Annotated in this window: 22 protein-coding genes; 8 read left to right on the plus strand and 14 right to left on the minus strand. The window is 69.7% G+C overall.

Annotated elements, in window-relative coordinates; all coding sequences use genetic code 11:
* Positions 1–11: 11 nt before the first annotated feature.
* Entirely contained in the window at positions 12–2,174 is a 2,163-nt protein-coding gene (locus AC07PF_RS03825; protein WP_494610941.1) for a xanthine dehydrogenase family protein molybdopterin-binding subunit, read from the minus strand.
* Between the two features lie 82 nt (positions 2,175–2,256).
* On the opposite strand from AC07PF_RS03825, the gene AC07PF_RS03830 reads away from it, so the two are divergent.
* The 3 genes from AC07PF_RS03830 to AC07PF_RS03840 all read left to right on the plus strand — a co-directional run bounded on the left by AC07PF_RS03830 (position 2,257) and on the right by AC07PF_RS03840 (position 5,226).
* Positions 2,257–3,177: a LysR family transcriptional regulator gene (locus tag AC07PF_RS03830; RefSeq protein WP_007862035.1), complete on the plus strand. Its 921-nt coding sequence runs from the start codon at positions 2,257–2,259 to the stop codon at positions 3,175–3,177.
* A gap of 111 nt (positions 3,178–3,288) precedes the next feature.
* Positions 3,289–4,317 carry a Bug family tripartite tricarboxylate transporter substrate binding protein gene (locus AC07PF_RS03835; protein ID WP_007862037.1) on the plus strand — a complete coding sequence of 343 codons (1,029 nt, stop codon included), beginning with the start codon at positions 3,289–3,291 and terminating at the stop codon, positions 4,315–4,317.
* Positions 4,318–4,359: 42 nt separating this feature from the next.
* The gene (locus AC07PF_RS03840; protein ID WP_007862039.1) at positions 4,360–5,226 is read left to right on the plus strand and encodes a VOC family protein; all 867 of its coding nucleotides are present in this window, start codon (positions 4,360–4,362) and stop codon (positions 5,224–5,226) included.
* On the opposite strand, the gene AC07PF_RS03845 is transcribed toward AC07PF_RS03840, so the two are convergent.
* From AC07PF_RS03845 to phnG, 12 genes are all read right to left on the minus strand, one after another.
* A complete protein-coding gene (locus tag AC07PF_RS03845) occupies positions 5,227–5,784 on the minus strand; it encodes a phosphonate degradation HD-domain oxygenase (protein WP_494610942.1) in 558 nt (185 codons plus the stop codon).
* 13 nt (positions 5,785–5,797) lie between these two features.
* Positions 5,798–6,604, minus strand: coding sequence for a phosphonate ABC transporter, permease protein PhnE (phnE, locus tag AC07PF_RS03850; RefSeq protein WP_007862043.1), 807 nt, complete (start codon positions 6,602–6,604; stop codon positions 5,798–5,800).
* A 41-nt stretch (positions 6,605–6,645) separates the two neighbouring features.
* Positions 6,646–7,593, minus strand: coding sequence for a phosphonate ABC transporter substrate-binding protein (phnD, locus tag AC07PF_RS03855; protein ID WP_145694862.1), 948 nt, complete (start codon positions 7,591–7,593; stop codon positions 6,646–6,648).
* A gap of 71 nt (positions 7,594–7,664) precedes the next feature.
* Positions 7,665–8,525, minus strand: a complete 861-nt coding sequence (gene phnC, locus AC07PF_RS03860; RefSeq protein WP_494610943.1) for a phosphonate ABC transporter ATP-binding protein — start codon at positions 8,523–8,525, stop codon at positions 7,665–7,667.
* 92 nt (positions 8,526–8,617) lie between these two features.
* The gene (locus AC07PF_RS03865; protein ID WP_145694864.1) at positions 8,618–9,775 is read right to left on the minus strand and encodes an alpha-D-ribose 1-methylphosphonate 5-triphosphate diphosphatase; all 1,158 of its coding nucleotides are present in this window, start codon (positions 9,773–9,775) and stop codon (positions 8,618–8,620) included.
* Complete coding sequence (phnL, locus tag AC07PF_RS03870; protein WP_494610945.1) at positions 9,772–10,503, minus strand: phosphonate C-P lyase system protein PhnL; 732 nt, start codon at positions 10,501–10,503, stop codon at positions 9,772–9,774. The genes AC07PF_RS03865 and phnL overlap by 4 nt, the downstream gene beginning before the upstream one ends.
* Positions 10,500–11,291, minus strand: a complete 792-nt coding sequence (phnK, locus tag AC07PF_RS03875) for a phosphonate C-P lyase system protein PhnK (protein ID WP_145694866.1) — start codon at positions 11,289–11,291, stop codon at positions 10,500–10,502. Before phnK ends, phnL begins: the two co-directional genes overlap by 4 nt.
* A gap of 5 nt (positions 11,292–11,296) precedes the next feature.
* Positions 11,297–11,755, minus strand: coding sequence for a GNAT family N-acetyltransferase (locus AC07PF_RS03880; RefSeq protein ID WP_007862057.1), 459 nt, complete (start codon positions 11,753–11,755; stop codon positions 11,297–11,299).
* Positions 11,752–12,666 carry an alpha-D-ribose 1-methylphosphonate 5-phosphate C-P-lyase PhnJ gene (locus tag AC07PF_RS03885; protein WP_007862058.1) on the minus strand — a complete coding sequence of 305 codons (915 nt, stop codon included), beginning with the start codon at positions 12,664–12,666 and terminating at the stop codon, positions 11,752–11,754. Before AC07PF_RS03885 ends, AC07PF_RS03880 begins: the two co-directional genes overlap by 4 nt.
* Positions 12,663–13,778, minus strand: coding sequence for a carbon-phosphorus lyase complex subunit (locus AC07PF_RS03890; RefSeq protein ID WP_494610946.1), 1,116 nt, complete (start codon positions 13,776–13,778; stop codon positions 12,663–12,665). Before AC07PF_RS03890 ends, AC07PF_RS03885 begins: the two co-directional genes overlap by 4 nt.
* A 5-nt stretch (positions 13,779–13,783) precedes the next feature.
* Positions 13,784–14,425, minus strand: a complete 642-nt coding sequence (gene phnH, locus AC07PF_RS03895) for a phosphonate C-P lyase system protein PhnH (protein ID WP_494610947.1) — start codon at positions 14,423–14,425, stop codon at positions 13,784–13,786.
* Positions 14,422–14,949: a phosphonate C-P lyase system protein PhnG gene (gene phnG / locus AC07PF_RS03900; RefSeq protein ID WP_494610948.1), complete on the minus strand. Its 528-nt coding sequence runs from the start codon at positions 14,947–14,949 to the stop codon at positions 14,422–14,424. The genes phnH and phnG overlap by 4 nt, the downstream gene beginning before the upstream one ends.
* Positions 14,950–15,024: 75 nt before the next feature.
* Here phnG and phnF point away from each other — a divergent pair, with 75 nt between their 5' ends.
* The 3 genes from phnF to phnN are packed head-to-tail and all read left to right on the plus strand — an operon-like array spanning position 15,025 to position 17,085.
* Positions 15,025–15,795, plus strand: a complete 771-nt coding sequence (gene phnF / locus AC07PF_RS03905) for a phosphonate metabolism transcriptional regulator PhnF (protein WP_494610949.1) — start codon at positions 15,025–15,027, stop codon at positions 15,793–15,795.
* Entirely contained in the window at positions 15,782–16,516 is a 735-nt protein-coding gene (locus AC07PF_RS03910) for a DUF1045 domain-containing protein (protein ID WP_494610950.1), read from the plus strand. The genes phnF and AC07PF_RS03910 overlap by 14 nt, the downstream gene beginning before the upstream one ends.
* Complete coding sequence (gene phnN, locus AC07PF_RS03915) at positions 16,513–17,085, plus strand: phosphonate metabolism protein/1,5-bisphosphokinase (PRPP-forming) PhnN (protein WP_007860933.1); 573 nt, start codon at positions 16,513–16,515, stop codon at positions 17,083–17,085. Before AC07PF_RS03910 ends, phnN begins: the two co-directional genes overlap by 4 nt.
* 6 nt (positions 17,086–17,091) lie before the next feature.
* On the opposite strand, the gene AC07PF_RS03920 is transcribed toward phnN, so the two are convergent.
* Positions 17,092–17,751: a DNA-3-methyladenine glycosylase I gene (locus tag AC07PF_RS03920; protein ID WP_494610951.1), complete on the minus strand. Its 660-nt coding sequence runs from the start codon at positions 17,749–17,751 to the stop codon at positions 17,092–17,094.
* A 125-nt stretch (positions 17,752–17,876) separates the two neighbouring features.
* On the opposite strand from AC07PF_RS03920, the gene AC07PF_RS03925 reads away from it, so the two are divergent.
* Positions 17,877–18,944, plus strand: a complete 1,068-nt coding sequence (locus AC07PF_RS03925; protein WP_007860936.1) for an aminopeptidase — start codon at positions 17,877–17,879, stop codon at positions 18,942–18,944.
* On the plus strand, positions 18,937–19,329 hold the full coding sequence (locus AC07PF_RS03930) for a polyhydroxyalkanoic acid system family protein (RefSeq protein ID WP_494610952.1): 393 nt from the start codon (positions 18,937–18,939) through the stop codon (positions 19,327–19,329). Before AC07PF_RS03925 ends, AC07PF_RS03930 begins: the two co-directional genes overlap by 8 nt.
* The last annotated feature ends 6 nt before the right edge of the window (positions 19,330–19,335 follow it).

Genomic DNA, 19,335 nt, shown 5'->3' on the forward strand with positions numbered 1-19,335 from the left:
GTGTTGTCCTTTCAAGACATGGTTTCGGTGGAGGCACTCCGGCCGCTCATCGCGCGCCAGAACTGTTCGGAGGTGAGGGGAAACTGCAGCGGGCATTCGCCCACCGGTGCCAGCGCATCGCGCGCCGCGTTCATCAGCGCGGCCGGCACGCCAATGCAGCCGGCTTCGCCCACGCCCTTGGCGCCCAGCAGGTTGTGCGGGCTGGGCGTGGAAAAACTGTGGATGTCGATGGCGGCCGGCATGTCGTCAGCGCGCGGCGCGGCATAGTCCATCAGCGAGCCGGTCACCAGCTGGCCCGCGCCGTCGTAGACCAGGCGCTCCAGCAGGGCCTGGCCCAGGCCCTGGGCGAGGCCGCCGATGAGCTGGCCCTTGGCCAGCTCGGGGTGGACGATGTGGCCGGCGTCGTCGGCCCAGGTGATCTGCTCGATGGTGGGGCGGCCGGTGTCGCGGTCCACCGCCATGCGCGCGATCACGCAGCCGTAGCTCCAGGCCTCCCCCCCCGTGAAACGGCCCGCCGAGGTCAGCGGCAGCGCCTCGCCCGCCGCACGCCGCGCCAGCAGGTCGCGGCAGGCCTGCACAATGGCGCTGCCCGCAAGGGCGGTGCTGCGGCTGGCCAGCGCGCCCACGCCGGGCGGGCACAGTGCGGTGTCGCCATACACGACCTCGACCTGCTCCGCGGCCATGCCCAGCGCCTGGCCGGCAATGCGCGCATAGGTCGTAGCATGGCCCTGGCCTTGCGCGGGGGACCCCGTGGCCACGGTCACGCGGCCGTCTTCATGCCAGTCCACGCGCGCCGACTCCCAGCCCACGCCGCAGGGCTCGACATAGAGCGCCATGCCGATGCCCACCACCTCGCCCTCGGCGCGGCGTTGCGCCTGTAGCACGCGCTGCTCCGCGTAGCCGAAGCGCTCGCAGGCCAGCTCCAGCGCACGCCGGTAGTCGCCACTGTCGAAGACCTCGCCGGTCGGCGTGGTGTAGGGCATGTCGGCGGCTTCCACCAGGTTGCGCCGGCGCAGTTCCACCGGGTCGATGCCCGCGGCGCGCGCGGCCTGCTCGACCAGGGTTTCCATCAGCAGTGCGGCCTCGGGCCGGCCCGCACCGCGGTAGATGGTGACCGGGGCCGTGTGGGCCAGGCCGGCGCGCCCCTGCACGTCGAGCCGCGCCACGCGGTAGGGCCCGGGCAGAATGCGCGCCGTGTTGCGCAGCGGCACGACGGCCGAGAACGGCAGCCAGGCGCCCAAGGTGAATTGCAGCTCGGCCTGCAATGCGGCAAAGCGCCCTTGCGCCGTGACAGACAGGCGGCCCGACATGCGCGCCCCCCGGCCGTGCATGCCCGAGGTGAACTCGTCCGAGCGCGAGGAGATCCAGCGCACCGAGGCACCCACGCGGCGTGCGGCCAGCGGGATGGCCAGGTCTTCGGGGCACAGCGATGATTTGGCGCCAAAGGCACCGCCCACGTTGCCGGTGATGACACGCACGCGCGCTTCGTCCCAGCCCAGCGCGGCAGCGATATCCGCCTGCGCCCGGGTCGGCGACTGCGTGCCCAGGTGGACCGTGAGGCGGGCCGGTGCAGCATCGGCACCGACTGGCCCATGCCAGTGCGCGAGCATCCCGCGCGGCTCCATCGACAGGGCCAGCACGCGCGGCACCTCCAGCGCGGCGCTGGCTTCGCTGGCGACCACGTGGGTGGAGGCATCCGCTGCCTCGAAGTGGTGCTCCACCTCGGTCACGGGACGGGTGCCGTCGAAGTCCGGCACGGGCACCAGCGGCTCGATGTCGAGCTGCACGCACGACGCGGCCTGCTGCGCCTGGGCCGGCGAACGGGCGAGCACCAGGGCCACGGGTTGGCCGACATAGACCACCTCGCCGCGCGCCAGCGGCTCGATGCGCGGCACGCTGGCTACGGGCAGCAGCGGGTTGGGTGGGGGCATGTGGACCACGCGGTCCGCATCCGACGGGGCCAGCAAGGTCTCGGCAGTGAGCACCGCCACGACACCGGCGGACTGCTCGGCCGCCCCGGTCGCAATCGAACGCAGCCGGCCGTGCGCCAGCGGAGAGCGCACGAACACCGCATGCAGCACGCCTTCGGCCACCACGTCGCCGGTGTACTGCCCACGGCCCGTGAGCAGAGCGGGATCTTCGCGGCGAAGGGGGGTGAAGGCCGTTTTCAGCATGGAGCGGATTAGACCGATGCCCCCTTCGCCGGGCAATCGCATAATTTTGAAAGACTTTGAAGTTTGCCGACACAATCGCGCCATGGACCTCCTGGACAACCCCTCCAACCTCAGCCTGCGCCAGCTGCGCGCGTTCTGGCTCGTCGCGCACGAAGGCACCATGACGCGGGCGGCCGCGCGCATGCACCTCACGATCTCGGCGCTGTCGATGCTGGTGCGCACGCTGGAGGAAGAACTCGGCGTGCGTCTGTTCGAGCGCACCACGCGCCGCATCGAGCTGACCGAGGCCGGCCGCCAGTTCCTGCCCACGGTGCGCGACGTTTTCTTTGCCCTCGACTCGGGCCTGCAGACGCTGCAGGAGAGCAAGCGCCGCAAGAGCGAGCGGCTCTCGGTCGTGACCTCGCCGCTGCTGGCGGCCAGCCTGGTACCCGAGGTCATCGCACGCTTTCGCGAGCAGTTCCCGAACGTCACGGTGACCCTGGTGGATGCCCCCGTGGACCAGGTCGTGGCCCACGTGCGCGAGGGCAAGTCGGATTTCGGCATCTGCACCGCCGACCTGGCCTCGACGGACCTGGTCTCCCAGGTGCTCTACAAGGACACGCTGGTGCTGGCCTGCAGCCCCGACCACCCGCTGGCCGAGCGCCGCGAGGCGAGCTGGGGCGACCTCACAGACCAGAGCCTGATCTTGCTGACCTCGAACACGGGCCTGCGCCGGCTGGCCGACCAGACCCTGGGGCAGCTCACGCTGCGCCTGAAGCCCGCGTTCGAGGTGGCCAACATCCAGACCGCCGTCGGCCTGGTCGCGGCGGGCCTCGGGGTCTCGGTGCTGCCGGCCTACAGCCTGTCGCGCGTGGACGGGCAGCGCGTGGTCTCGGTGCCGCTGACCGACCCCGTGGTGACGCGGGAAATTGTTGCGCTGTGCACCCGCGCACGGCCATTTTCAATGGCCGCTGAAGCATTCTTGAAGCTGTTCACAAAATACGCAGACCAGAGCGCGATTTAAGCGGTTTTTCGATCGGTTTTGCTGGTGTTGCCTCTGTTCAGCGGGGCAGCGCACCAGTACAAAAGTAAGGCGCCCTCACATGTCCCGGCGCACACACAAGGAAACCGATCCATGAAACCCCTTTGCGGCGCCAGCCCAACCCAGGCCCCCTCCTCCCCCTTGTCCCGCCGCCAGGTCCTGGTACTGGGCGCCGGCGGCACCGCCGCCTGGCTGCACGCCACGCCATCGATGGCGAACACCTGGCCTTCCAAGCCCATCAAGATCACCACCGCCGCCTCCACCGGCAGCGGGCCCGATGTCTCGCTGCGGCTGGTGGCCGAGCAGCTCGCGCGCCGCTGGGGCCAGCCGGTCATCGTCGACAACAAGCCCGGCGGCAACGGTGTCGTGGCCTTCAATGCCACGCGCAGTGCCGCATCGGACGGCCATGAGCTGATCCACCTGGACAGCACCATGCTGACCTCCAACGTGCACCTGTACAGCCGCCTGCCCTACGACCCGCAGCGCGACTTCGCGCCCATCCGCCCGACGCTGCAGACCGACTTCTTCGTCGCCGTGGCCAAGGACAGCCCCTTCAAATCGGTCGACGACATCGTGCAGGCCGCCCTGGCCGCGCCGGACCGGGTCACCTACGGCTCCTGGGGCCTGGGCAGCCCCGGCCACCTGGGCGCGCTGCGCCTGCTGGCCGCCACGAACACGCACATGACGCATGTGCCCTACAAGGAAATCCCGCAGCTGTTTGCCGCCGTGGCCACCGGCGAGGTGCAGTGGGCGCTGGGCAGCATCGCCAGCGCCGGGCCCATGGAGAAGTCGGGCCGCATCCGCTTCGTGGGCGTGGCGGCTGCGCAGCCCTCGCCGTTCGCGCCCGGGGTACCCGGCATGGCCGGCTCGGCACAGGCCAAGGCCTTCGTGGCCAATGCCTGGTTCGGCCTGTTCGCCCCGCGCAACACGCCCAAGCCCCTGCGCGAGAAGATCGCGGCGGACATCACCGAGGTCCTGGCCACGCCGGACCTCACCGACCGCTACCGCACGCTGGGCTACAACCGCTTCGACCAGAAGCCCGACGAGTTCGGCGAGTACATTGGCCGGGAGACCCAGCTGTGGGGCCGCGTGATCGCCGATGCCAAGCTCAAGCTCGACTAGCAAGGCACCGGCTCGCACCAGAATGACGGAGACAGAACGAAGATGATTGCACTCAAGGACATCAGCTACGTGCGCCTGGGCACGCGCGATCTCGATGGCGCATGCCGCTACGCCAATGACATCCTGGGCCTGCGCGAAGGGCAGCGCTACGGGCCGCCGCGGCATGGCAGGGCCGTGGGCTTTCGCAGCGACGCGCGCGAGCAGACGCTGGTGTACTTCGACGGCGACCCGGCGGACCACACCACCGGCTTCGAGCTCGCGTCCATGGCCGAACTGCAGGCTGCCGCGGCCGAGCTCGAACGCCTGGGCCATGCGGTGCGCGAGGGGCGCGCCGACGAATGCGAGCAACGCCGCGTGCAGGCCTTCATCGGCTTCAACGACCCGAGCGGCAACGCCATCGAACTGGCGGTGTCGCCTTTCCACAGCGGGGTGCGCTTTTTTCCGACGCGCGACACGGGCAACACCGGCTTCTCGCACGTGGGCCTGCGCAGCACCGACCCGGCGCGCGACGAGCGCTTCTGGACCACGGTGCTCAGCGCCAAGGTCAGCGACCGCATCGGTGCCGCGCCGCTCTTGCGCATCGACGAGGTGCACCACAAGATCGCGCTGTTCCCCTCGGGCTATGCGGGCGTGCAGCACATCAACCACCAGGTGGCGTCCATCGATGACCTGATGCGCGCCTGGTATCTGCTGCAATCGCGCGGCATCCGCGTGGTGTTCGGACCGGGCAAGCACCCGACTTCGGGCGCCATGTTCCTCTACTTCGAGGGGCCGGACGGCATGGTCTACGAGTTCTCGAGTGGCGTGCGCATGGTCACCGACCCGGATGCGCCACCGCGCCAGTTCCCGTTCCACCCCACGTCGTTCTGCATGTGGGGCTCCGTGCCCGATATCCCGGAATTCCGCTGATCAGGCCTGGCTGGAGACCCGCTCCAGCAACGCCAGGTAGTGCGGCAGCGGCGGCGTGGCCCGGCCCGGCACCTTGGCCAAGTCGTCGTAGCGGCGCAGGCGAATGGCCTCGTGCGCGAAGGGCTGGCTGGCAAAGCGGTCCGCCTCCACCGCACCATACGCCCCTCCTTGCAGCTCCAGGCTGTGCTGCGAAGCGGGCGACAGCGTGGCCCAGTAGCCCGCATCCACCGCGCACAGGTAGCGCTTGGCATCGACGTGCATGCGGATCGGCTCCAGCACCGCATCGGGCAGCACCCCGTGCAGGAACGGCAGGGCCACGTACTGGTGCAGGTCGTCGTGGCGCGGTGCACGGCTCTCGTGCACCTCCGCCGCCGGAGCCAGCAGATGGCCCAGGTCGTGCAGCAGGGCTGCGACCACGGTGGCCGGGGTTTCGCCTGCCCCTTCGGCCAGGTGCGCGCACTGCAGCGCATGGTCGAGCTGGCTCACGGCCTCGCGGCCGTACTGCTTTTGCCCGCGCTCGGTGAGCAGCAGGGCGATGTCGTGCGGGGTCAGCGCCATGGCGTATCCATCCCTAGATCATGGTCTTGCGGATGCGGGCGGACACCAGGTCGATCACGCTCACGGTGACCACGATGATGAGCATCACCGCACAGGTCTCGGCGTACTGGAAGCCGCGGATGATCTCCCACAGCACCACGCCGATGCCGCCGGCCCCCACCATGCCCACCACCGAGGCCGAGCGCACATTGGCCTCGAAGCGGTAGAGGGTGTAGGAGATCCACAGCGGGATCACCTGCGGGATCACGCCGTAGATGATCTCGTGCAGCGCGCTGGCGCCGGTGGAGCGGATGCCCTCGACGGGCTGCGGGTCGATGGCCTCGACCGCCTCGGAGAACAGCTTGGCCAGCGTGCCCGTGGTGTGGATCCACAGCGCCAGCACGCCGGCAAACGGCCCCAGGCCGACGGCCACCACGAAGAGCATGGCGAACACCATCTCGTTGATGGCGCGGCAGGCGTCGAGCACGCGGCGCACCGGCTGGTTGACCCACCAGGGCGCGATGTTGGACGAGGCCAGCAGCGCCAGCGGCACGGCCGTGACCACCGCGAGCGCCGTGCCCCACAGCGCGATCTGCAGCGTGACCAGCATCTCCTGCACGTAGATCTGCCACTGCGAGAAGTTCGGCGGGAAGAACTCGGCCGCGTACTGGGCCATGTTGCCCGAATCGCGGACGAGGTCGAGCGGGCGCATGTCGGCGCCCTTCCAGGATGCGGCCAGCACCACCAGCAGGATGCCCCAGGAGAGATACCAGGCGAGGCTGCGCTTGGGCGCCGTGGTGCTCGCCAGGGTCGCGAGCGAAGGGGTCAATGCGGAAGACATGGTGGGGACTGGCCGGATGCGTTGCGTGCTGGCTGGCTTGTTTACTTCAGGGACGCCAGCTGCTGGTCGATCTCGGCCAGGCGGGTTTTCTTGTCGGCGTCGGCCAGCGTGGCGTCGCCTTCGATCTTGTTGCGCTTGCCGAACAGGTCGAGCTGGCGGATGGGTGTCAGTTGCGCGTTGGTCGAGGGCTTGAAGCCCGAGAGCTTGGAGATCTTCATCACGATCTCCTTCTCGCGCGCATCGGTCTTGGCGTAGTTGTAGAAGAAGTCCTTGATCTTGGCCTTCAGCGGCTCGGGCAGGTCCTTGCGCATCACCAGCGGGTCGAGCGCGATCAGCGGCGAGGTCCAGACGATCTTGATGTCCTTGAACTTCTCGGGCTGGCGTTCCTTGATCTTCTCGAGGTTCTCGCTGTTGTTGGTGGCCACGTCGACCTGCTTGTTGGCCACGGCCAGGGCATTGGTCTCGTGGTTGGCACTGCGCGCCACCTTGAAATGGGTCTTGGCGTCGATTTTGTTCTGGGCAAAGGCGTAGTAGCCAGGCACCAGGAAGCCCGAGGTGGAGTTGGGATCGCCGTTGCCGAAGCTCAGCGACTTGCCGTTCTTGAGCACGTCGTCCAGCGTGGCCAGCGGGCTGTCCTTGTGCACGATCAGGTGCGAGTAGTAGCCCTGGGTGCCGTCGGCGTTGACCATCTGCGCGAAGACTTCGCCATTGGCGCGGTCCACGGCCTCCATGGCCGACTTGTTGCCCAGCCAGGCGACCTGCATCTTGTTGAAGCGCATGGCTTCGATGAGGCCGGCGTAGTCGGAGGCGAAGAAGGCGTTGATCTTCAGGCCCGTCTGCTTGGCCATGTCGTCCAGCAGGGGCTGCCAGTCGGCCTTGAGGTTCTGCGTCGCTTCGGTCGAGATCATGCCGAAGTTGATGTCCTGGGCGAAGGCGCCCGTGGTCATGCCCAGGCCGATGGCCAGGGTCGCGCACAGTTTCTTGAACATGGATGGCTCCAGTGAAAGGGAGAACGGTCGAAAGGGATGCGGAAACCGCGGGAGAGAGCGAAGGAGGAGACTCAGGCCGCCTGGGCCAGGGGCTGCACCCAGCCATTGGCGGGCTGCTGCGCGGGCGCGGTGACCGGCGCCTGGGGCAGGCTGGCCCCCAGGATCTCGTCGGCCTGCACGCCATAGAGCTCGCGCAGCAGTGCCGGCGTGAGGGCGACCGAGGGGCCGTCGTAGACCACGCGGCCCTGGTGCAGTGCGACCACGCGGGGGCAGTACTTGATGGCCACGTCCACCTGGTGCAGCGAGACGATGACGGTGCTGCCGTCCTCGCGGTTGATGCGCGCCAGGATGTCCATGACCTTGCGCGAGGATTCGGGGTCCAGCGAGGCGATGGGTTCGTCGGCCAGCACCACCTTGGCACCCTGCACCAGGGTGCGCGCGATCGCCGCGCGCTGCTGCTGCCCGCCCGACAGGGTGGAGGCGCGCTGCGCATGGCAGTCGGCAATGCCCACGCGGGCCAGGGCCTCCAGTGCCAGGGCGCGCTCGTGCGGGCGGAACACGCGCAGCCAGCCGCGCCATTTGGGCGTACGGTGCAGCATGCCCACCAGCACGTTCATCATCACGGGCAGGCGGTCCACCAGGTTGAACTGCTGGAACACGAAGCCCACCTGCGAGCGCACCTTGCGGATGTCGCGGTGGATGCGCCCGCCCTGCTGCACGCAGCGGCCATCGACCTCGATCAGCGAGTGGCTGTCGCCGTCGGCCACGACCAGGCCCGCCACATGGCGCAGCAGCGTGGACTTGCCCGAGCCCGAGGCACCGATCAGCGCCACCATCTCGCCGGCATGCACCGTGAGGTCGATGTCGCGCAGCGCGTGCTTGCCGTTGGCGAAATGCTTGTTCAGTTGCTCGATGCGGAGGGCGATGGGCATGGCGGATTCCAAGTTGTCTATACAAATGCAGTGTGGGAGGCGGCTGTGACAGTGCCTTGACAGTTGCGGGAAATTTGCATGTCAAGCTACGTTCAGAGCACGCGCTGCCCTTCGCGCCAGACACCGCGCACCACGGCCTGCTGGGCGCCGCCGGGCAGGTCGGCCATGTGCACCTGGATCAGGTCCGCGCGCAGGCCGGGAACCAGCTCGCCCCGGTCGTGCATGCCCGAAGCGCGCGCCGGGTTGCGCGTGACGGTAGCCACCGCCTCGGGCAGGGTGAGGATGCCGTCGTGCACCAGGCGCATCACGGCGCTCAGCAGGCTGCCGGGCACGTAGTCGGACGAAAGGATGTCCAGGAGGCCCTGGCGCGCCAGGTCGGCCGCCGCGACGTTGCCCGAGTGCGATCCGCCGCGCACCACGTTGGGCCCGCCCATCACCGTGAGCAGGCCGCGCTGGTGCGCCGCCTGGGCCGCCGCAAGCGTGGTCGGAAACTCCGACATGCCCGCGCCCTCGGCATGGGCCTGCTCCACATGCGCCACCGTGGTGTCGTCGTGGCTGGCCAGCGCGATGCCATGGGTGCGGCAGTAGTCCACGAAATAGGCACGGTGCGGCTCGGCGTACTGCGCCTGCAGGGTGGCGGCATGCTGCACCTGGCGCTCGAACTTCTCGCTGCTCCAGCCCTTCTTGCCGGTGTAGTAGGTGCGCGCCTGCTCCAGGTTCTCCCACTGGCGCTGCCCGGGGGTGTGGTCCATCAGCGAGATCAGCGACAGGCGCGGATGCCCGTGGAAGGGGCCGAACAGGTCGATGGTGTTGGGCGCGGGCAGCTCGCAGCGCACGTGCAGGTGGTGGTCGGCGCGCAGCAGGTTGCGCTCGGTGCAGGTGTCGATGGTGTCGAGCACGCGGTTCCAGGCGCTGCCGCGCAGGCTGTCCACGTCGGCCTCGCCCACGCCCAGCGCGTCGAGCACGGTGGTGATGCCGGCCGCGGCAATCTCGGCGTCGTGCGCCAGCAGCGCCGGCATCTCGGCCCACTGCACCTTGGGGCGCGGCATCAGGTGGCGCTCGAAGTTGTCGGTATGCACCTCCACCAGGCCGGGCAGCAGGTAGTCGCCGCCCAGGTCGATGCCCTGCAGCGCGGCCGTGCCGCCCGAAGCCAGGGCGTCGATGCGTCCGTCCCGCACCGACAGCGAGCCTTGCACCACCTCGCCGGGCAGCACCATGCGGGCGTTGTGAAATACAGCTGCTGCGCTCATGCGGCCACCCCGCAGAAGTCCGCCACGTTCACGCGGCGCGTGGCCACGGCGGCGCCCACATGCGCGTCGTGGAAGATGCCGACCAGCGCGGCGCCGCGCGCCACGGCCTCGCGGACCATGGCGATCACCGTGTCGGTGTTGGCGGCGTCGAGCGATGCGGTGGGCTCGTCGAGCAGCAAGAGGGGCTTGGGCTTGATCATGTTGCGGGCGATGTTGATGCGCTGCTGCTCCCCGCCCGAGAAGGTGGCGGGCGGCAGGTGCCACAGGCGTTCGGGAATGCGCAGACGGTCGAGCCAGGTGCGGGCGGTGTCGCGCGCGGCCGCCAGGGCCGCCTCGTCGCTGCCGGCGTCTTCGGCCAGCGGCTCGGCCACCACGTCGAGCGCGCTCACGCGGGGGATCACGCGCAGGAACTGGCTCACGTAGCCGATGGTGTCGCGGCGCAGCTGCACCAGCTCGCGCGGCGTGGCCCGGGTCACGTCCACCGCGGGGCCGGTGGCCGGCTGCACGGTGATGCTGCCGGCGTTGGCGCGGTAGTTGGCATAGACCATCTTGAGCAGCGTGCTCTTGCCCATGCCCGACGGGCCGTCGAGCACCACGCATTCGCCGGGGCCCACGCTCAGGTCCACGTTGCCGAGCACGGGCAGCTCGATGCCGTTCTGGTGGTGCAGGGTGAAGCGCTTTGCCACGCCCTTGAGCTCCAGGATGGGTGGGTGGGTGTTCATCATCATGGTTGCAGTACCGAGGAAACGAGGAGCTGGGTGTAGGGGTGTTGGGGGTCGTCGAGCACCTGGTCGGTGAGGCCCGACTCGACCACCCGGCCGCGCTGCATCACCACCATGCGGTGGGCCAGCAGGCGGGCCACGGCCAGGTCATGGGTGACGACGATGGCCGCCAGCTGCATCTGCCGCGTGAGCTGGCGCAACAGGTCCAGCAGGCGCGCCTGCACCGAGACATCGAGGCCCGAGGTGGGCTCGTCCATGAACACCAGGCGCGGCTGGGTGACCAGGTTGCGGGCGATCTGCAGGCGCTGGCGCATCCCGCCCGAGAAGGCGCGCGGCGCGTCGTCGATGCGGCTGGCATCGATCTCCACGCGCTGCAGCCATTCGGTGGCGGTGGCGCGCAGCCGGCCGTAGTGGCGCTCGCCCAGGCCCATGAGGCGCTCGCCCACATTGGCGCCGGCCGAAACGTCCATGCGCAGGCCGTCGGCCGCGTTCTGGTGCACAAAGCCCCAGTCGGTGCGCGCCAGCAGGCGCTGCTGTGCCTCGCCCATGGCCAGCACGTCCTGCAGCGTGCCGCTGCGGTCCTGGAAGTGCACGCTGCCCGCATCGGGCCGGCTGCGTGCGGCCACGGCGTTGAGCAGGGTGGACTTGCCCGAGCCGGACTCGCCGACCACGGCCAGCACCTCGCCGGGCCACAGGTCGAACGAGGCATCCTGCAGCGCGACGCGCTGGCCATAGCGCTTGCCGATGCCGCGCACGCTGAGCAGGGGGGTGGGGGATGAAAGGGTGGCGTCCATGGCGATCAGGGTTCGATGGAGAAGCTCAGGCCATGCTGCGCAAAGCCCAGGGATTCATAGAAGGCATGCGCATCGGTGCGCTTGCGGTGGGACGACAGGGCCAGCTTGTAGCAACCGGCCTCGCGCGCCAGCTGCACGGCGTGGGCCATCATCTGGCGACCGATGCCCTGGCCCTTGCGGTCGGCGGCCACCACCACGTCCTCGACGACGGCCGAAGGCGCGCCCCGGTGGGCCAGGTTGTGCATGACCAGCAGGGTGTAGGTGCCGACCACGTCGGCGCCCGACCCGGTGCTCTCGCAGGCCACCCACAGCCGGTAGCTCGGGTAGGTGCTGAACTGCACCAGCATGGCCCGGGCGTCCTCCAGCGTGAGCACGTGCTCGGGGCTGTCCTCGATGCCCTGGTACAGGGCCAGCACCTCGTCGAGATCGGCCTCGGTGGCTTCGCGCAGGATCACGGTGCTCATGCGGGCTCCCCTTCGGACGCGGCTACCGCCGCGGCCTGGCGCTCCTGGCAGTAGTCGGAGTCGGAGCACACATGCATGCGCGTGCCCTGGTCGTCGGTGATGACCTCGTCGAGGAAGCTGTCCGTGGCGCCGCACAGGGCGCAGCCGCAGTCCCAGCGCTGCACCTCGAAGGGGTGGTCCTCGAAGCCCAGGCTTTCCACCGGCGTGTAGGGCGGCACGGCGTAGATGCGCTTTTCGCGGCCCGCGCCGAAGAGCTGCAGCGCCGGGTTCATGTGCATCTTGGGGTTGTCGAACTTGGGGATGGGCGACGGCGCCATCACATAGCGGCCATTGACCAGCACCGGGTAGTCGTAGGTGGTGGCGATGTGGCCATAGCGCGCGATGTCCTCGTAGAGCTTGACGTGCATGAGCCCGTACTCGGCCAGGCCGTGCAGGGTGCGTGTCTCGGTCTCGCGCGGCTCCAGGCGCTGCATGGGTTCGGGCACCGGCACTTGGTAGACGAGGACCTGACCCTCCGCCAGCGGCGTCTCGGGGATGCGGTGTCGCGTCTGGATCAGCGTGGCCTCGGTGGTGCGCGTGGTGGTGGCCACGCCCGTGGTGCGCTCGAAGAAGCGGCGGATGTTGACGGCGTTGACCGTGTCGTCCGAGCCCTGGTCGATGACCTTGAGGCAGTCGTCAGGCCCGATGATGGCCGCCGTGACCTGGATGCCGCCCGTGCCCCAGCCATAGGGCAGCGGCATCTCGCGCGAACCGAAGGGCACCTGGTAGCCCGGAATGGCCACGGCCTTGAGGATGGCCCGGCGGATCATGCGCTTGGTGCGCTCATCCAGGTAAGCGAAGTTGAAGTGGCCGTCCGTGGCTGCGGCATCGGCCGGCAGGCCCATCAGTGCGGGCTCGTGGGGCGCGTTCATGCGTCGTCTCCTTCGGGGGTGTCGTCGGCAGGGGCTGTGGCCGCGGTGGCACGCATGCGGCGCACCAGCTCCAGCTCGGACTGGAAGTCCACGTAGTGCGGCAGCTTCAGGTGCTGCACGAAGCCCGAGGCTTCCAGGCTGTCGCTGTGCGAGAGCACGAACTCCTGCATCTGCGCGGGCGACTCCACCGGCTCGCCCAGCTCGTCGGCGCGCAGGGCGCGGTCCACCAGGCTCATGGCCATGGCCTTGCGCTCGCTGTGGCCGAAGGCCAGGCCGTAGCCGCGCGTGAACTGCGGCGGCTGCTGCTTGCTGCCCGCGAACTGGTTGACCATCTCGCACTCGGTGAGCTCCATGTCGCCGATGGAGATGGCAAAGCCCAGTTCCTCGGGCACGACTTCCACCGCCACCGTGCCCAGGCGCAGCTCGCCGACGAAGGGGTGCGAGTGCGCGTAGCCGCGCTGCGTGGAATACGCCATGGCCAACAGGAAGCCCTCGTCGCCGCGCGCCAGGTTCTGCAGGCGCGTGGCCCGGTTGGCTGGAAAGCGCAGCGGCTCGCGCGTGAGGTCGGCCGGGGCCGGGTCGCCTTCGGGAATGGGGCGGGTCTCGATCAGTCCTTCCTGGTTGAGCAGGTCGACCACGCGCGGCGTGGTCGCTGGTGCATCGGCCAGCGGTGCGGGGGCGGCCGTTGCCGCCGGTGCATCGCCCTGGGCCAGCAGCGTGAAGTCCAGCAGGCGCTGGGTGTAGTCGTAGGTGGGGCCGAGCACCTGGCCCCCGGGCAGGTCCTTGAAGGTGGCCGAGATGCGCCGGGTGAGTGCCATGCGCGCGGTATCCAGCGGCAAGGTGGTGCCCAGGCGCGGCAAGGTGGCGCGGTAGGCGCGCAGCAGGAAGATGGCTTCCACCAGGTCGCCCGCCGCCTGCTTGATGGCCAGGGCCGCCAGCTCGGGATCGTAGACCGAGCCTTCGGTCATCACGCGGTCCACGGCCAGCTTGAGCTGCGCGCGGATCTGCGCCACCGAGAGTTCCGGCTCGGCCGTGTCGCCCCGGCGCTGCTCGGCCAGCAGGCGGTAGCTGTTGAGGATGGCGGTTTCCCCGCCCTTGACGGCAACGTACATGCGGCTCAGGCCTCCACGGTGGATGGTGATTCGATGCGGGTGGTGCGCGGCAGGCCGGCGATGTGCGTGGCCGTGGCCAGCACCACGTCCACCCCGCGCGGGAAGGCGCCGTGGTTGCCGGCCCACTGCGGTACAAAGTCCTCGGGCAGGCCGGCCACGCGCAGGTGCTGCACCGCCTGGATGCCGGGGCCCGACAGGCGCCAGCTGTCCGTGCCGGCCAGCGCGGGCGCCAGCACCGCGACGTCGATCACGCAGGTGGCAGACTGGTCGGGGTACTCGTCGCTGCCGCGCTGCAGGCTGGCCAGCGCGGGCAGGGCGTCCCCTGCGGCCACCCAGGCAAACCGGGCCTGCCCGGGGGCGTCCACCAGCACGCAGCCGGTGTGAAAGCGCAGCCAGGTGCCGGCCTGGCTGGCAGCGAGCGTGGGCGAGAGCCACAGCGTGCATTCGCTGTCGAGCAGGGCCAGCAGCACGGCGGCCGATGCGGCGTGGCCCGTGGCGGGCACCTCGGCATCGTGCTCCAGCGCCACCGGGTCACCAGGCTGGGACAGCGCCTTGAGCACCGAGCGGAACACGGCCTGGCTGCCCAGGGCCTCGCTGGAAAAGCCCGCACCCAATGCGGACAGAGAGGTCGTCGGGGTGGTGCTCATGCCTGGTCCTCCTCGCTGCCGTCGTCGTTGATGCTGCCGCTCTCGCGCGCCACGGTGAAGAAGTCCACCCGCGTGCTGGCCGCCCGGGCCTGGCGCTCGGACTGCGCCTGGGCCAGGTGGCGGCGGATGGGGTCGAGCAGGCTGGCGTCGAGCGCGGCCTGGCGCGCAGGGTCCTGCAGCAGCGCATCGGCCAGCGCGGCCAACTGCACCTGGCGGTGCGAGCGGCCGAGCACGTAGGCCACGCCCACGGTGGGTTCACCACCCTCGGCAGCATCCGCCTCCACGCGCAGTGCGCAGCGGGTGACCGTGACCTCGCCCAGGTTGAAGCGCTCGCCGGTGCCGCCGGCGCGGCCCTGCACCATCATCAGCCCGGTTTCGGGGGCACGCAGCCAGCGTGCGGGCAGCGCGGCATGTCCGTGCAGCGCAGGCTCCAGGATGTCGATGGGTGCCCGGGCGAGCAGCGACATCCAGTGCGCCCGCGCCAGCGGGCGGCCCGGACCGGGGTTGTCAAAGGCTTGAAACATGGAGGTGGTACTCTTGAAGTTGTATAGACAAATTGAACAACTGGCGCCAGCTTAGACAGCGCGCATGTAGGTTTCATGACAGCCACCACCAGCACACAAGTTCTTGCCCACCCCGCCCCTGCCGCACGCCCGGCACGCGACAGCTTCTGGACCCGCATTGCCGCCGAACTGGCCGAGGCCATCGGCAGCGGCATCTACCCCCCGGGCCAGCGCCTGCCCTCGGAACATGCATTGGCCGAGCAGTTCGGGGTGAACCGCCACACCATCCGCCGCTCGCTGGCCAGCCTGTGCAGCCAGGGGCTGGTCCGCATCACCCAGGGCAGCGGCACCTACGTGGAGGACTTCGCAGTGGACCTGGCCCTGGGCAAGCGGGTGCGCCACCAGCAGGGCCTGGCCCAGACGGGCCTGCGCGGCAGCCTGGTGGTGCTGCAGGAACAGACGGTGCGCGCCACGGCCGCCCTGGCCAAGGCCCTGCAGGTGCCGGCCCGCAGCCCGCTGCTGCAATTGCGCGTGATCGGCCAGGCAGAGGGCCAGCCGCTGCACGTGAGCGAGCGCTACTTTCCCCTGCCCCGCTTCGAGGGCCTGGCCGCCGTGGTGCGCGAGACCGGCTCCATCACCGCCGGCTTCACCGCACACGGCGTGGCCGACTACACCCGGCGCGAGAGCCGCATCACCGCCGAGCTGCCCGACGCCGCCGTGGCCGCCGAGCTGCGCCAGCCCGCCGCGCGCCCGGTGCTGCTGGTCGAGAGCCTGAACGTCGACCTGGCCGGCACGCCCATTGAATTGGCACGCGCCTGGTTCGCGGGCGACCGCGTCAAACTCACCATCACCCATGACGACGAGTAACACCCCCTCCCCCGCTACCGCACGCCGCTATGCGGTGTACTTCGCGCCCAACCCCGGCACGCTGGCCTGGCTGGCCGGCAGCCACTGGCTGGGACGCTGCGCCGCGCTGCTGCAGCCTATGCAGCAACTGGACATCCACGGCGTCGCCAAGGACGCGCTGGAACGCCTGACCGCCGCCCCGCGCCGCTATGGCTGGCACGCCACGCTCAAGGCCCCGTTTGCACTGGCGCCGGGCGTGGACTGGCTCACGCTGCACCATGCCGTGCAGACCCTGGCCGGCAGCCTGCGCCCCTTCGCCCTGCCGCCCATGCAGGTCGAGCGCATCGACGACTTCCTCGCGCTGGTGCCCACGCGATCGCACCCGGCCAACGCCGAGATCCAGGCCGCAGCCGCTGCCTGCGTGAAGCAGCTGCAGCCCCTGGCCGCGCCCCTGTCGGCCGCTGACCTGGCGCGCCGCCGCGCCGCCGGGCTCACGCCCCGGCAGGATGAACTGCTGCAGCAGTGGGGCTATCCCTTCGTGCTGGAGGAGTTCCGCTTCCACATGTCGCTGACCGGATCGCTCGCGGGTGCGGATGACGAGACCGTGGAGCTGGTACAGGACGCTGCCGACCAGTTCTTCGCCGACCTGCCGCCCCTGCGCTTCAACAGCCTGGCACTTTTCGCCGAGCCCACGCCGGGCGCCGACTTCGTGCTGCTGGACCACCTGGAGCTGGGCGCATGAGCAGCACCGCGGCGAAATTGCTGTATTTCATGGGCCCCTCGGGCGCCGGCAAGGACAGCCTGCTCGACTGGCTGCGCCAGCACCTGCCGCCCGCACTGCCCATGCAATGGGCACGGCGCACCATCAGCCGCCCCGCGGCCTCCGGAGGCGAGGCCCACGAAAGCACCACGCCCGAAGAGCATGCCACGCTGCGCGCCGCCAACGCGTTTGCCCTGCACTGGGAAGCCAATGGACTGGCCTACGGCGTGCGCCACGGCGAGCTGGACCCGTTGGCCCGGGGCCGCTGGCTGCTGGTCAACGGCTCGCGCGCCTACCTGCCCGAGGCGCTGCAGCGCTACCCGGCCCTGGTGGCCGTGCACATCACGGCCAGCCCCGAGGTGCTGCGCCAGCGCCTGCAATCCCGGGGCCGGGAAAACTCCGACGAAGTGGAACAGCGCGTGCAGCGCGCGCTGCGCTTTCTGGCGCCGCCGGGCACGGCCGGCATCGAGGTGCGCAACGACACCAGCCTGGACGAGGCGGGCCGGCAATTGCTGCAGGCCCTTCAAAGGCTGCCCGGCTGGCCGGGCTGAACCGGGTCAGCGCCCGGGCACGGCGAAGTCCGCCCGCGCCTTGAGCGCCTTCTCGCGCGCATGGCAGCCTTCGAGGTGGTCGTTGACCAGGCCCATGGCCTGCATGAAGGCATACACCGTGGTCGGGCCGACGAAGCTCCAGCCGCGTTTCTTGAGGTCCTTGGACATCGCGATCGACCCGGGCGATGTGATGAAGGTGCGCGCCACGTCGCGCGTGATGCGCTCGGGCCGCTCGCCGGCCGGCGGCTCGTAGCGCCAGGCGTAGTGCGCGAGCGAGCCGAACTCCTCGCGCAGCTCCAGCACACGCTGGGCGTTGTTGATGGTCGAGACGATCTTGCCCCGGTGGCGCACGATGGCCGCGTCCGCCACCAGGCGCTCCACATCGGCCTCGGTGAACTCTGCGACCTGCACTGCATCGAACTGCGCGAACGCAGCCCGAAAGCCCTCGCGCTTGTTGAGGATGGTGAGCCAGCTCAGGCCGGACTGGAAGCCTTCCAGGCACAGCTTCTCGAACAGGCGCCGGTCGTCCGCCACCGGGAAGCCCCATTCGCTGTCATGGTAGTGGCGGTACAGCGGCGTGGCCTGGCACCAGCTGCAGCGCGGGCAGCCAGCGTCGTCGGCGAACAGGCCGTCGGGTATCTCGGAGATGGCGGTAGCTTCGGTCATGAGGTTGATTCTAGGAATTCCATCCGCCATGCTGCTGACAGGCCCTAAACTGACCGCAGGATATGCCAACGCCATTCGCATCACGTTCCGCTCTGCCCGGCCTGCGGGCCGCCCTGCCGGTCCTCATGGCCAGCCTGGCCCTGGCCGGCTGCGCCAGCAATGGCAATGCCCTCGGCTACTACTGGCAATCGGTGCGCGGCCATGTGCAGCTGATGCGCTCGGCCGAGCCACTGGAGGACTGGATCGCGCGCACCGACATCCCCGTGCCCCTGCGCGAGCGCCTGCAACTGGCCCAGCGCGCCCGCGCCTTTGCCGTGGCGGAACTCGGCCTGCCCGACAACGCCAGCTACCGCCGCTATGCGGACCTGAAACGCACGGCCGCCGTGTGGAACGTGGTGGCCGCGCCGCCCTACTCGCTCACGCTGCACACCTGGTGCTTTCCGGTCACGGGCTGCATCGGCTACCGCGGCTACTTCGACGAAGCCGATGCGCGCGCCGAGGCCGATCGGCTCGCCAAGGCGGGGCTGGAGGTCGAGGTCTATGGCGTGCCCGCCTATTCCACGCTGGGCTACATGAACTGGGCCGGAGGCGACCCGCTGCTGAGCACCTTCATCGGCTGGCCGGAGGGGGAGTTCGTGCGCCTGCTGTTCCATGAGCTGGCCCACCAGGTGGTCTACGCCAAGGGCGACACCCTGTTCAACGAATCCTTTGCCACCGCGGTGGAACGGCTGGGCAGCGCACGCTGGCTGGCCCAGCAGGCCACGCCCCAGGCCAGTACGGCCTTCGCGGCCAGCGAGGTGCGCCGGCGCGATTTCCGCGCGCTGACCCAGGCCACGCGCGAGCGTCTCGCCAAGCTCTACGCCCAGGACAGCGTGCCGGACAGGGAGGCGCTGAAGGCCGCAGCCATGCAGTCCTTTCGCGCCGACTATGCGGCCCTGCGCGAGCGCTGGCAGGCCACGCCGGCCCAGACGGCAGGCTACGACCGCTGGGTGGCCAGCGCCAACAACGCCAGCTTTGGTGCCCAGGCGGCCTACAACGAGTTCGTGCCCGCCTTCGTGGCGATCTTCGAGCGCGAGGGACGCGACTGGCGCCGGTTTTATGATGCGGTGCGTGTGCTGAGTGAACAACCCCAGGCGCAGCGCCACGAAGTGCTGCGCCAATTGCTACCCAACCAGGAGACCCCCGGTGCCTGACATCTATATCCACCGCGAACACCAACTGGGCTTCAAGCAGGCCCGCAAAGTCGCTTTTTCCTGGGCCGAAAAGGCCGAGAAGAAGTTCGACATGGAATGCACCTACGAAGAAGGCGACACCGAGGACACGCTGCACTTCAGCCGCTCGGGTGTGAAGGGCACGCTGCTGGTCGATGCAACGCGCTTCGAGATGAATGCCCAGCTCGGCTTCCTGTTCGGAGCGTTCAAGGACCGCATCGAGAGCGAGATCGGCGAGCAGCTCGATGCGCTGCTCAACGCACCCGCACCCGCCGCCGCCAAGAAGGCCGCGCCCAAGAAAAAGGCCACCGAAGAGGCTCCGGCCAAACCGGCCGCCAAGGCACCGGCCAAGGCCAGGAAGGCCTGAGGCGGG

The sequence above is a fragment of the Acidovorax sp. GW821-FHT10A04 genome (genome assembly GCF_059415825.1).

What these genes read in the sequence shown, in the direction of transcription:
- AC07PF_RS03825 (WP_494610941.1), bottom strand. Translation starts at nt 2,174, where the DNA reads ATGCTGAAAACGGCCTTCACCCCCCTTCGCCGCGAAGATCCCGCTCTG.
- AC07PF_RS03830 (WP_007862035.1), top strand. Translation starts at nt 2,257, where the DNA reads ATGGACCTCCTGGACAACCCCTCCAACCTCAGCCTGCGCCAGCTGCGC.
- AC07PF_RS03835 (WP_007862037.1), top strand. Translation starts at nt 3,289, where the DNA reads ATGAAACCCCTTTGCGGCGCCAGCCCAACCCAGGCCCCCTCCTCCCCC.
- AC07PF_RS03840 (WP_007862039.1), top strand. Translation starts at nt 4,360, where the DNA reads ATGATTGCACTCAAGGACATCAGCTACGTGCGCCTGGGCACGCGCGAT.
- AC07PF_RS03845 (WP_494610942.1), bottom strand. Translation starts at nt 5,784, where the DNA reads ATGGCGCTGACCCCGCACGACATCGCCCTGCTGCTCACCGAGCGCGGG.
- phnE (WP_007862043.1), bottom strand. Translation starts at nt 6,604, where the DNA reads ATGTCTTCCGCATTGACCCCTTCGCTCGCGACCCTGGCGAGCACCACG.
- phnD (WP_145694862.1), bottom strand. Translation starts at nt 7,593, where the DNA reads ATGTTCAAGAAACTGTGCGCGACCCTGGCCATCGGCCTGGGCATGACC.
- phnC (WP_494610943.1), bottom strand. Translation starts at nt 8,525, where the DNA reads ATGCCCATCGCCCTCCGCATCGAGCAACTGAACAAGCATTTCGCCAAC.
- AC07PF_RS03865 (WP_145694864.1), bottom strand. Translation starts at nt 9,775, where the DNA reads ATGAGCGCAGCAGCTGTATTTCACAACGCCCGCATGGTGCTGCCCGGC.
- phnL (WP_494610945.1), bottom strand. Translation starts at nt 10,503, where the DNA reads ATGATGATGAACACCCACCCACCCATCCTGGAGCTCAAGGGCGTGGCA.
- phnK (WP_145694866.1), bottom strand. Translation starts at nt 11,291, where the DNA reads ATGGACGCCACCCTTTCATCCCCCACCCCCCTGCTCAGCGTGCGCGGC.
- AC07PF_RS03880 (WP_007862057.1), bottom strand. Translation starts at nt 11,755, where the DNA reads ATGAGCACCGTGATCCTGCGCGAAGCCACCGAGGCCGATCTCGACGAG.
- AC07PF_RS03885 (WP_007862058.1), bottom strand. Translation starts at nt 12,666, where the DNA reads ATGAACGCGCCCCACGAGCCCGCACTGATGGGCCTGCCGGCCGATGCC.
- AC07PF_RS03890 (WP_494610946.1), bottom strand. Translation starts at nt 13,778, where the DNA reads ATGTACGTTGCCGTCAAGGGCGGGGAAACCGCCATCCTCAACAGCTAC.
- phnH (WP_494610947.1), bottom strand. Translation starts at nt 14,425, where the DNA reads ATGAGCACCACCCCGACGACCTCTCTGTCCGCATTGGGTGCGGGCTTT.
- phnG (WP_494610948.1), bottom strand. Translation starts at nt 14,949, where the DNA reads ATGTTTCAAGCCTTTGACAACCCCGGTCCGGGCCGCCCGCTGGCGCGG.
- phnF (WP_494610949.1), top strand. Translation starts at nt 15,025, where the DNA reads ATGACAGCCACCACCAGCACACAAGTTCTTGCCCACCCCGCCCCTGCC.
- AC07PF_RS03910 (WP_494610950.1), top strand. Translation starts at nt 15,782, where the DNA reads ATGACGACGAGTAACACCCCCTCCCCCGCTACCGCACGCCGCTATGCG.
- phnN (WP_007860933.1), top strand. Translation starts at nt 16,513, where the DNA reads ATGAGCAGCACCGCGGCGAAATTGCTGTATTTCATGGGCCCCTCGGGC.
- AC07PF_RS03920 (WP_494610951.1), bottom strand. Translation starts at nt 17,751, where the DNA reads ATGACCGAAGCTACCGCCATCTCCGAGATACCCGACGGCCTGTTCGCC.
- AC07PF_RS03925 (WP_007860936.1), top strand. Translation starts at nt 17,877, where the DNA reads ATGGCCAGCCTGGCCCTGGCCGGCTGCGCCAGCAATGGCAATGCCCTC.